Annotated in this window: 2 protein-coding genes; one reads left to right on the top strand and one right to left on the bottom strand. The window is 42.6% G+C overall.

The features are described 5' to 3' along the window. Nucleotides 1-4812: beta strand repeat-containing protein (locus FNW52_RS20860; protein WP_370511572.1), on the bottom strand; the 4812-nt coding region annotated here is incomplete at its 3' end. Nucleotides 4813-5926: 1114 nt separating this feature from the next. On the opposite strand from FNW52_RS20860, the gene FNW52_RS16010 reads away from it, so the two are divergent. Beyond that, nucleotides 5927-13480, top strand: a complete 7554-nt coding sequence (locus FNW52_RS16010; protein WP_143378475.1) for an HYR domain-containing protein — start codon at nucleotides 5927-5929, stop codon at nucleotides 13478-13480. Nucleotides 13481-13483 lie beyond the last annotated feature (3 nt).

Below are 13483 nucleotides of genomic sequence, written 5' to 3'. Positions count from 1 at the left end.
GAGGTAATTGCTAATCGTGCTGGTGCCGTCTGCCAAACAACTCGCTGGCGTGCTGCTGAGCGTCGGAACCGCTGGGGTTACCACCTGAGCCGCATTGCTGAACGAAGCCGAGGCCGCAGAGGTACAACCTCCACTACTAGCCGTAACGGTGTACGAAGTGCCAAGGGTCATGCCGCTGATCAATCCGCCCACTCCTGCCGTTGGACCTGCGGGGGTAAATGTATAGGTGTTGCCTGCGAGGTAATTGCTAATCGTGCTAGTGCCGTCTGCCAAACAACTCGCTGGCGTGCTGCTGAGCGTCGGAACCGCTGGGGTGGTTGGTTGTGCATTTACCGTTAGGCTTATTGCACTCGAAGTACATCCCGTAGTAGTATTGGTAGTGATTACAGAATAAGTTCCCGGGTTTAAGTTTGCAAATGTAGCTGACGCTTGTGTCACCGCTGCGACAACTGGAGCGGTTCCTGTTACGGTATAGGTAACATTAGCCGCTGGCGCTGGAGCAGTAATCACTATTGTCCCAGTTGCCACTGAACAGGTAGGTTGTATAGTTACACTCGCTGTTGGTGCAGCTGGATTTGCCGGTACTGTATTCACCGTAAGACTTATTGCACTCGAAGTACATCCTGTAGTAGTATTGGTGGTGGTTACCGAATAAGTTCCTGGATTTAAGTTTGCAAATGTAGCCCCTGCTTGTGTCACCGCTGCGACAACTGGAGCGGTTCCTGTTACGGTATAAGTAACATTAGCCGCTGGCGCTGGAGCAGTAATCACTATTGTCCCAGTTGCTACTGAACAGTTAGGCTGTATAGTTACACTCGCTGTTGGTGCTGCTGGATTTGCCGGTACTGCATTCACCGTAAGACTTATTGCACTTGAAGTACATCCTGTAGTAGTATTGGTGGTGGTTACCGAATAAGTTCCTGGATTTAAGTTTGCAAATGTAGCTCCTGCTTGCGTTACCGCTGCCACAACCGGAGCTGTTCCGGTTACGGTATAAGTAACATTTCCTGCTGGTGCTGGTGTCATGATTACTATTGTCCCTTTTGGAGTAGTACACGTAGGTTGTATCGTTACACTGGCCGTAGGTGCTGCTGGATTTGCTGGAACTGCATTTACCGATAGACTTATTGCACTTGAAGTACATCCAGATGTAGAATTGGTAGTAGTTACCGAATAAGTTCCTGGATTTAAGTTTGCAAATGTAGCTCCTGCTTGTGTTACCGCTGCCACAACCGGAGCTGTTCCGGTTACGGTATAAGTAACATTTCCTGCCGGTGCTGGAACTGTGATCACTATTGTCCCTTTTGGAGTAGTACACGTAGGTTGTATCGTTACACTGGCCGTAGGCGCTGCTGGCGTAACTGGTTGCGCATTAATACCCACATTGGCAGATGCTAGCGAAGTACATGATGACTGTGTTACCGTAAAATTATAAGTGCCGGCAGCAAGTCCAGAGATCGTAGTGCTTACGGTACTACCTGCAATATTTCCCGGGTTTATGGTCCAGCTTCCTCCCGGCAAGCCGCTTAACACCACGCTACCTGTCGCTAAAGCACAAGTGGGTTGTGTAATAGTTCCAATAACGGGAGCTGGTAGAGTTCCGACTGAAACCGTAATAGTATTACTAACAGCACTGCATCCACCACCATTTGTTCCAGAAATTACCCAACGACGGTAGTATGTTGTTTGGCTAATTGAAGGGGCATCATAAGTAGATGCGGTTGCACCAGAAATAGTGGTGAAGTTGATATTGTCGGTTGAAGATTGCCATATATAACTAAAATTTCCAACTCCACCAGTTGGAGCTGTTGGTGCGGTAAATGCTGCAGGATTAAATCCTGCACAGGAACTTTGGTTTGCGGTAATGGAACCTGGGGTTAAAGTAGCGGTTCCATTTACAGTTAATATAATAGTATCACTGGTACCAGGACATCCATTATTGGTAATTATTAATCGGAAATAATAAACGCCGGGAACATTCTCAAAAGTGGTATAAACAGGGTCAAATACATATTGTGGTGTAGTGCTTGTAGGACCAGGGGCATTTTGCCAGGTCGCTCCTGAATTATAGCTCACCTGCCATTGTCCAGTTGCAGTGCCAAAAGTTTGCGCACCTACTCCAGCTGGATTACCCGAATAAACATCAAGATCATTCTCGGATGCCGCTATATTACCACAAGTATTTATGGTATAGGTATTGTCATTCTGACGTTCAGTAAACTCAATATCAACAATAGGTGTTGCACTTACAGTTATTGTAGCAGTTGCGGTTCGTGCACTATTACAGCCTGCGGCGTTACGAGCTTCGGCATAATAAGTGATAGTACTTGCAGGCGTTACTGAAAAATTGGCTCCACTTGCTGATGATCCAATACTTGCACCTCCTGTAGCTACCGTGTACCAATATATCGTATTACCGGCAGAAGTGGCATTCAGATTGACGCTTCCTGCACCGCTGCAAAAAGAGAGTGGGCTACTGGGTGTAACTGATGTGGGTGGCGAAGGTGAGGCATTTACCGTAAAAGTAACAGCATTAGAAGTAACCGGACAGGTTGCGCTATTGAGCACCACATCAAAAGATCCGCTATCTGTAGTTGCTGGACTGGTAATGGTCAGTGTTGCCGTAGTAACTCCACTATAAGGAGCCGCATTGGTTAGATTCACGCCATTTCTTCTCCATTGATAGGTTGCTACTCCCGTTGCGGTTACACTAATGGTTGTTGTTCCGGATCCGGCACAAGCAGTAGCTGGAGCTACAGGTTGTACAGTTATAACAGGAATAGGATTTACCGTTACTGAACCAGTAGCTGTTCGACTGGAACTAATGCAACCTGCAGCACTACGCGCTTCTGCATAATAAGTTGTGGCAGTTGCTGGTGATACCGCGAAATTGGCTCCGCTTGCCGATGTTCCGATATTTGCACCTCCAGTAGCTACTGTGTACCAATAAATCGTATTACCAGCTGATGTTGCGTTCAGGTTGGTGCTACTACCGCAAACAACCAATGTGCTGCTAGGTGTAACTGATGTGGGCGCTGAAGGTACATCATTTACCGTTAAAGTAACAGTATTGGAAGTAACCGGACAGCCTGCGCCATTGATCACCACATTAAAAGTGGCCCCGTTTTCAGAGAAAGCCGGATTGGTTATCGTTAGCGTTGCTGTAGTAACTCCACTATAAGGAGCTACATTGGTTAGATCCACGCCACCTTTTCTCCATTGATACGTTGAAGCTCCAGTAGCAGTCACACTAATGGTTCTTATTCCGGATCCGGCGCAAACAGCGGCAGGAGCAACAGGTTGTGTGGTGATAGAAGCAAGTGCGTTTACAGTTATCAAAGCAGTAGCTGTACGACTGGAACTAATACAAGCCGCGGCACTACGCGCTTCGGCATAATAAGTTGTGGTTGCTGCAGGGGTTACCGAAAAATTAACCCCGCTTGCTGATGTTCCAATGTTTGCGCCTCCAGTAGCTACTGTGTACCAATAAATTGTATTACCGGTAGAGGTTGCATTCAGATTGGTGCTTGCTCCAGCACAAATACCTGTTGCGCTACTGGGTGTAACTAAGGTAGGCGCAGAAGGCAAAGCGTTTACCGTCAAAATAACGGCATTGGAAGTCACTATACATCCTTGTGCATTGGTAACAATTACATCAAAAGAAGCGCCATTTTCAGAGAAGGCCGGATTGGTTATAGTTAGTGTTGCTGTAGTAACATTGGTATAGGGAGCTCCAGTAACTAAATTCACGCCATTTTTTCTCCATTGATAGGTTAAGGGAAGGGTAGTTGCCGCTACATTGATAAATCTTGTTCCAGATCCGGCACAAACAGCGGTAGGAGTTGCTGGTTGTGTAGTGATAACAGGAACTGCATTTACCGTCACTAACGCAGTTGCTGTTCGACTGGAACTGACACAACCTGGGGAGGACTGTGCCTCGGCGTAATAAGTGGTATTAGTTGTAGGTGATACCGAAAAATTTACCCCACTTGCCGAAGATCCAATACTGATACCTCCAGAAGCGACTGTGTACCAATTAATCGTATTGCCAACAGATGTTGCATTCAGGTTAGTGCTCGCTCCATTGCAAATAGGTATTCCGCTGCTGGGTGTAACTGCGATGGGGGCCGCAAGTGAAGTCGGAGTAGTATACATTATATTAATTTGGCCATCAGCTCCGTTTCCTCCATTTGAGGCTCCCGCGGATAATAGCAAACCACCACCACCACCACCACCGGGTCCTGTTCCAGCATTTCCACTGGATTCTATACTTACTGTTGCTCCACCAGTTCCTCCATTGGGACTATCTCCACCGGCTCCACCAGTGGTGATGGATCCTAAGGAACCGTCTCCTCCTGTAGTGTTTGTCGCACCACCTGTAGCAATTCCACCGGTACCAAATGCGCCTATATCTTGTAATCCTCCACCACCGCCATTGGCAATTAATGAAAGTATAGTAGTTGTAATTCCATTACCTCCATCTCCTGTGCCTCCTGTACCTCCAGCACCAACGGTATAAGATATAACTTGACCGGGACTGACAGTAATAATATCGGTGCTATAACCACCACCTCCACCACCGGAACCTCCACTAGGGTTAATTGTGGCTGCACCACCGGCACCACCACCTCCCCAAGCTTCTATGGTAATAGATGTTACTCCGCAAGGAACTGTCCATGTGTTGCTACCGGGTGTTGTAAGGGGTATAGTGGTTGTTTGGGCGACAATGCTATTTCCAAACAAAAAAACAATCCAAAATAAGCTAAATGTTTTCGATACATTTAATTTCGAGTTAAGATAGAATTTTTTCATCCCAAATCTTTTTTACTATTCTGAAGTATGATTAAAAAAAGGGGGATTTACACATCACTTTTTTTAAACAATAGTTTGTAGATTTAAGGAAAGATAGGGGTAGTAACAATTTTATGAATTGACATATTATTGGATCTACTCTATTGATTTACATTGTATTGAAATCAATTTGTCAAAATTATGAAGACTATTTTTGAATATAAAATTAAGTCGTTGAAATCCCGTTTTATCCGTTGTTGTGGTGTTTTTATTTGGACTTTTTTTCTGTTGGGCGTTTTTTTTGGTTAAAACTTTGTTAGTACTTTTTTTGAATTAAATCGTCTATTCCACAAAGTTATTCCGTCCAGTTTGTCCACCTAGTTTGTCATTTGGAAGATGGGCTTTCTTGTTAAAACCCATGCTCTGTTTTTTAATTTTTGGCAAACATAAGAAGAGTCGTATGAATTGAAAACAGAAACATAATACGGAAAAATAAAGCCCTCAAGATCAATACGATCGTGTTCATTTCAATCGAAATCAGGCAATATGTAGTTTGCAGTTGTTTTTAACACTTTTATCGATAATATAGTTAAAATACAAAATAAGATATAAGAATAATATAACTTAGTATTCAAATATTTAAAGATATCATAATTATCCTAATATTTTATAGAATTAATAAATTACTACGAAAATTTCTATTTAATCAGTTAAATTACAGTAATTTACACAAACAACAAACCCCAATTCTATCGATATTGTATTTTAATCGTTAGACATTTTATAAGTAATTCAATTGCAATAATTGAGTTAAGATAGAAACCCCAAATTCTATTATTATTGCATTTTAATAGCAAGGTATTTAAGTAAGTCATTGCGATAATTTAGTTAAGATAGAAACCCCAATTCTATTGTTATTGCATTTTAATAGTTAAACACTTTAAGTAGCTTACTTTCAGTAATTTAGCAAATATAGAAACCCCAAATTCTATTGATATTACATTTTTATAGTTAGGTATTTAAGTAGTTCAATTACAATAATTGAATTAAAGTAGAAACCCCCAATTCTATCGTTTTTACATTTTTATGGTTAAGCAAATAGTATTTGTCATTTTATTATTTTAATCCAATAAATATGAAAACATTTTTACGTAATTCCCGACTATTGGCTATTGTATTTTTAATAGCCAATTTATTTCTTGCAAACATCTCTTTTGGACAAACGCTTACATCTGATCAGTCAGATTACATACCTGGCACTACGGCAACTCTTACGGGTAGTGGTTTTCAGGCTGGGGAGTTAGTTACATTAATTGTGTTGCATGCCGACGGAACTCCTGCTACAGGTACTGATCATGATCCATGGATTGTTACTGCAGATATAAATGGTGATTTTGTTACCACTTGGTTTGTTTGTATGGATGATTGCGTGGGGTCTACTTTAATCGCAACTGCCGACGGACAATCATCTCTTTTGCATGCGGAGGTCTTTTTTACTGATGCGGCCTTTACATCTAGGGCATCTGGGGATTGGAATAATGTTGATACTTGGGCTGCTGTAGCAAGAACAGGTACTATAACTGCATCTACCGGCTCGTCAACTGTTACTGGTGTTGGTACTTCATTTTTAACAGAAATTGTTCCAGGAGATAAAATATACAATTCTGCTGGAACTACATTAATAGGAACAGTTTTGTCTATTACAAATAATACGTCTTTAACCCTTACTGGAAATGCTTCTAATGCTATTTCTGGGGCAGCCTATTCAGCCAGAAAAGTTCCAGGTTTGTTAGATACAGTAACGATAGCCAATGGTCATACGGTTACGGTAACTGTTGCCGCTAGTTGTGCTTCTTTAACCTACTTATCCACAGCTACAACTAATACTTTTGTAAATGTCAATGCTGGGATCACTTTAGCTGTCACTGGTGCTATCACTATTCCTAGAGCAAGTTCAAATATTAACACTTTGGCGGTTGGCGATGGAATAGTAAATGCGGGTAGTATTGCGTTTACCAGCAGTGGTACTGCTGTTAGACATCAGGTTACAATTACATCTGGTACTGTTACGGTTACAGGGAATATTGTGGGATCTGGAGGGAATACCAGTGGAACAATTTCTTTTTCAGGGATAGGAGTGCTAAAAATAGGCGGCTCACTTTTTGTGGCTGGTGATGGTACTTTAACCACTTTTGCAGGAAGTACAGTGGAATATAATGGGGCTAATCAGACGGTTCAGGATTTTCTGTATAGCAATCTCACTACTTCTGGTAGCTTAACTAAAACACTGGCAGGTAGTACAACTGTTGGTGGAATATTAACTGTTAGAGCAGGCACAACGCTAGCTCTGGGTGGAAATACACTTGGAACACCAACAAGTACAGTTTTAGAATGCGGTGCGGCGGCGGGTTCCGTTATTACAGGGACTGGTATTTTAACGCTTGGCGGGAATGTTACCGTAAATAATGTTGCTGCAGGTACAAGTGGAGCAACCATGGCTTCACCTGTTGCGTTAGGAGCTACTCGTACTTTTACGGTTGCTAATGACGGTACAACAGCAACAGATCTCTCCATAAGCGGAATAATAAGCGGAGGGGGCTCTGGAATAACCAAGGCTGGTGCTGGAATATTAACATTGTCAGCGGTCAACACTTACACTGGAGCAACAACAATTACTTCAGGTGAATTAAGATTAAACCCTACTACTAACACTACCCCTAATACTCAGTTTGTACTTAATGGAGGTAAACTCAGTACAACAGGAATAGCTCTAGGTAGAACAATTACAAATGCATCTACTTTAAACCTTAATGCAAACTCTAGTATAGATTTTGGTTCAAATGATCATTCTTTAAAATTTGCTAACAGTAGTGGAATTGGATGGGCAGGAACTACCTTAACTATTAATGGCTGGACAGGTATCGGAGGATCATCAGGTACTGGGGGGAAAATATTTTTTGGTGCCGCAAATAATACTCTAACTGCTTTACAATTAGCAAAAATTACTTTTGCAGGATATGGAGGTACTCCAATACTTCTTAGTACTGGGGAGCTGGTACCGCCATTACAAATACCAATCTTAGCCATTACAGGTACAACCAATCATGGAAGTTCCTGTGCTTCTCCGGGTACAGCAGCTACAACAATAACCTATACAATTACGAATACAGGTGCTATAGCTGCCAGTGGGGTTACGGTTAATTCAAGTGATACTCAATTTGCTGTCAGTAATTTATCCTCAACAACAATTAACGCTGGTACTACTGCAACCTATGATGTTACATTCACACCCAGCGGTAGCGGTTCACAAGGTGCTACAATTACTGTGGCAAGTACAACCACAGGAAGCAATTCGCCCACCAGTTTATTAACAGGATTTGGAGACGCGCCGCCAACAGCAGCTACGCTTCCATTTCCTGATAATACACAAACGATATGCTCAGACAAAACCGCTACAGTAAGCGGAGCGACAGCGTCAATTGGAGGAATTATATTATGGACACACGATGGTTTTGGTTCTATCAGTAATGCCACTACGCTGACTCCCAAATACACGCCGGATCCACTCGATGAAGGTAATACAGTCATCTTAACAATGACCGTTACCAGTTCTTGCCCGTCATCATCTACAGCATATTATTATGTAAATGTACAGGATGCGGCTGCAGTAGATGCGGGAGTGGATCAAACAGTTTGTTCATCATCTGCGATAGTAACATTGGGGGGTACAATTGGAGGAAGTGCCTATAGGGGAACTTGGACAGGTGGTACAGGGACGTTCGTTCAGGATGATGTTAATTCTTATGTAAGTGCAACTTATACGCCATCTGCAGCAGAAATAGCAGCAGGAGGCACAGTAACCCTGACCTTAACGACAATTGACGAATCATTTGGGTCATCATCTTGTTACGCCTCTGTATCGGATCAAATGATTGTTACTATTAACCTAGCCGCAACAGCAAATGCGGGGGTTGATCAGACGATATGCGCCGGTTCGACAGTGTCATTAACAGGGGCAAGATCCGGAACTGGTGTAACATCAACATGGACGAGTAGCGGAACAGGTACGTTTGCAAATGCAGGAAACACGAGTACAATTTATACCCCAACTGCAACAGATATAGCAGCAGGAACAGTAACCTTAACAATCACAACAAATGATCCCGCAGGACCTTGTGGAAGTACATCAGATTTTATGGTAGTAACCATAAATCCGGCGGCTACAGCAAATGCAGGTCCAAATCAAACGGTATGTGCAGGCGGAACCATAACATTGGCAGGGATTAGAGACGGCGGTGCCACAAGTTCTACCTGGAGTAGTGACAATGGCGGTACTTTTAATAATGCATCAAGTTTGACTTCAACATACACACCGAGCATAGCCAGTGGTACGGTTGTACTGACATTGACAACTGATGATCCTTTCGGACCTTGTCCGGCAGTAACAAGTACAATGACGGTAACGGTTAACCCTGTTCCAATTACGACAGGCGTTACCATTTGTGCGGGAGGAAGTGGCTCAATAACATCTTCATCATGCGCATCAGGAGGTTCGGCAAGCGCTGGTCCTAATAATGCCGGAACAGGCGTAGACAATAATGCTGTAGGTACAGTTACATGGGGAACTCCTGGTAACATTACTGTATCTGGAACGCCTTATGCAACTATGTCAGTAGCAACCTCGGCAACTACCCATTACCTTCAAGGTACAAGTTACGGCTTTGCAATTCCTGCAAGTGCAACTATCAACGGAATAGCGGTTGTGATTAATCGCAGCTCGTCTGGTACTACTTCGCCATTTATGCAAGACAGCAGGGTTGGTTTAGTGAAAGCTGTAGGAGGTGTTCAGACTACTAATAAAGCGGTTATTGGGACAAATTGGCCTACTACAGGTTTGCAAACGGCCACTTATGGAGGTGCAGCCGATTTGTGGGGAACTACATGGACTCCTGCAGAAATTAATGCGCTGGGTTTTGGTGTTGTTTTATCTGCAGTAAATGCTAGTACTGCTTTCGCAAGAACAGCAACTGTAGATTATATGCAAATTACCGTAACTTATACAGTGAATGGTCTAAATTGGTATACCGTATCTTCAGGTGGTTCATCAATTGGGTCAGGTTCTCCATTTAACCCAGTAGGTGTTGTAGGATCAGGCTTGGCAAACACAAACAGTGCTGGTACAACTACTTTCTATGCTGAGTGTTCAGCTGTTCCCGGTTGTCGTACTGCCACTAACTTCGTAATCAATCCATTGCCTATTATGACCTGTCCAACCTACGCAGCAGTTTGTACTGACACGCCATCTTTCTCTTTAGCGGGAGGTTCACCAGTTATAGGAACCTATAGTGGTACAGGAGTAAGCAGCAACACGTTCTATCCTGCCACAGCAGGTGTTGGAACACATACGATAACATATTCTTATACAGACGACAATGAATGTAGTAATACCTGTACTTTTACTATTACCGTAAAACCGGCAGTGGTAATCAGCGGATGCCCGGGACCTATTGTGACAGTTAATACAGGACCAGGCAATCCCAATTGTTCACAGATTGCAACATGGGGTTCTATAACAGCAGACAGTTGCTTTCCTGTAACTCTTGTTTCAAGTCACAATTCGGGAGATACCTTTCCTGTAGGAAATACAACAGTTACTTATACATTCACTAATGACAAAGGCAGTAGTGCAACTTGTACTTTTACAGTAACTGTTATAGATAATACACTGCCTGTGGTAAATACACAAAATATAACCATTCCATTGAATGCAGCAGGCAGTGCAAGCATTACAGCTTCACAAGTGAACAATGGTTCATACGACAATTGCGGTAATCCATTAGTACTAAGTGTTTCACCTAATACCTTTAGCTGTGCCAATGTTGGTCCGAACACAGTAACCTTAACGGTAACGGATACGCATGGCAACGTAAATACAGGGACAGCTACGGTCACTGTACAAGATGTTACAGTACCAGTTTTCCTTTTTTCTAGCATACCAGTGAGCAAAACGTATTATCTGGCTTCGAATAGTTGTACAGCTCTAGTGGGATGGAAGGCTCCAACCGCAACAGATGTCTGTGGAGTTGCAAGTCTGGTAAGCGACGATGCAACCTATAATGATTTAGGCATTACATTATTAGATAAAGGGGTACATACAATTACCTATACGGCTACAGATGTAAATGGTAATAGCAGTACCGCCAGCTTTATCATTACTGTGATAGACAACATAGCACCAACGATAACGAATTCTCCTGCTAGTATGGCTGTGAGTTGTGCCAGTGGGGCGTGTGGTTCAAGGGTAACTTACCTGCAGCCAATTGTGAGTGATAACTGTACCGGCTCAAGCTTGTCTATTGATAATCCGGCTTATGTGTCCGGCAATATCTTCCCTGTTGGTACTTCAACGATTAACTACACCGCAACAGATGCAGTAGGTAATACTGCCACTTGCAGTTTTACGGTAACGGTGACTGATACAGAGAAACCAGTATTTAGTTATTGCCCATCAAACATAACAGTAAGCAATGATTTAGGTAATTGTTCAGCTGTTGTAACTTGGACAACACCGTCAGCAACGGACAATTGTACGGCGCCTGGTTCTCTGGTATGGGTAAAATCACATTTATCAGGTAGCACTTTCCCCGTTGGGGCAACAACAGTAACCTATACCGCAACAGATGCGGCGGGTAATACAGCCACTTGCAGCTTTACGGTAACGGTGAATGATACTGAGAAACCGGTATTTAGTTATTGCCCATCAAACATCACAACGAGCAACGGTTTAGGTAATTGTTCAGCTGTTGTGACTTGGACAGCACCGTCAGCAACGGATAATTGTACTGCGCCTGGTTCATTGGTATGGACAAATTCACATTCATCAGGAGGTACATTTCCTGTTGGTACAACAACAGTAACTTATACAGCAAAAGATGCAGCGGGTAATATAGTCATTTGCAGTTTTACGGTAACGGTGAATGATACTCAGAATCCGGTATTTAGTGGTTGCCCATCAAACATCGCAAAAAGCAATGATTTAAATAAATGTTCAGCCGTTGTGACTTGGACAGCACCGTTAGCAACGGATAATTGTACAGCACCTGGTTCATTGGTCTGGACAAACTCACACTCATCGGGAGATACTTTTCCGGTAGGTGTAACAACGGTAACCTATACAGCAAAAGATCTAGCGGGTAATATAGCCACTTGCAGTTTTACGGTAACGATCACTGATACTCAGGCACCAGTTATTCTCGCCCAATTTCTTGATAAAACGTGTCTTTGGCCTCCAGATCATAAATTAGTGGATGTTTACATAGTAAATAAGGCCACTGATAATTGTGCTGTTACCTGTGAAGTTGCGTGTGTGAGTAATGAACCAAATGTTCTTGGAGACGGTAACACAGAACAGGATGTTTATACAAATGTAGGTGGTGACCCCTATCATTTGCAACTTCGTGCCGAAAGATCCGGTTTAAATGCTGATATCGGCAGAATTTATACGATTACTTATAAAGTTAAGGATGCCAGCGGAAATACAGCAATCCAAACAAATGAAGTGACCGTGGCCCATAACATATCCAGTCCTGTTTGCGGAAAAGCATTCCCGATAAATACTTCGATTGCACTTGGTGGTACTTTCTGGGATGTAGCCGGCAACAAACACACCGCCAAATGGCTGGTTGATGGTTCTAGTGTAAATGCAACTGTATCAGCTGAGCCAAGCGGAAGTAAGGTAGGTAAAGTATCCGGAACGTATAAACCTACTACTGCTGGGGTGTATAAACTAAGAATGAATATAACCGACCAGAAAGGAGTAACCAGCTATGCTACAAATAATGGTGATTACGAAGCCTATTTCGTAGCCTACGATGCAAGTGGCGGATATACTTACGGAGCAGGTACATTCGTATCGCCAGCAGGAGCATTGGTAGCAAAACCGAGTCTTACCGATAAGGTTACCTTTGGATTTACTTCAAATTATATTAAAGGCGCCACCAATCCTAAAGGCGAAACTCAATTTGATTTTAAAATTAATGACAGTAATTATAGCTTTGGTTTTAATGCTTTAAATTATGATTACATGGTTGTAAGTGGCTCAAAAGTACAATACAAAGGACTAGGAAAAACCTCGATAAACGGAGTAGAACAAAGCGGAATAGCATTTATCTTAACGGTTATTGACGGAAAAAATCAAACCTATCCGAATGGAGTCGATAAAATCAGGATGAAAATTTATAATAAAACCACTGGTGCCGTCCTTTATGATAGTCAACTTGGAGTGAGTGAGACAGCCGATCCAACTACAGTAGTGTATGCACCAAAAGCAGATGGTACTGATATTGTTGTGATGAGTCCTACAACAACTACAACAGTAACAACAACTGCCAAAACAGATGTCAAAACAGATGTTGTTGTCAAAGAACTTGTAAAAGTTATAGAACCAGTCCTATTCAACGTTATAGCATACCCCAACCCTACTGATTCCGAGTTTACGATAATTATAGAGGGGGGCAGCTCTGAAAAAGTTGAAGTTGATGTATTTGATATGCAAGGCAGAGGCATCAAACATTTTGAAAGTGTCGACAATCAACCAATACTATTTGGAGAGCAGTTACCCGCAGGTACTTATATTGCGATTGTCAATCAAGGTGCTAATCGAAAAACACTCCAACTTATTAAAAAGTAAAGT

Origin of the sequence: Flavobacterium sp. ZT3R18 (assembly GCF_007097385.1) — a bacterium.
In the GTDB taxonomy this organism is placed as follows: Bacteria; Bacteroidota; Bacteroidia; order Flavobacteriales; family Flavobacteriaceae; genus Flavobacterium.
This window is presented reverse-complemented; position numbering and strand designations above follow the sequence as displayed.

Bases quoted from the DNA above. Each gene is read 5' to 3' on its own strand.
- FNW52_RS16010 (WP_143378475.1), top strand. From the start codon at position 5,927: ATGAAAACATTTTTACGTAATTCCCGACTATTGGCTATTGTATTTTTA.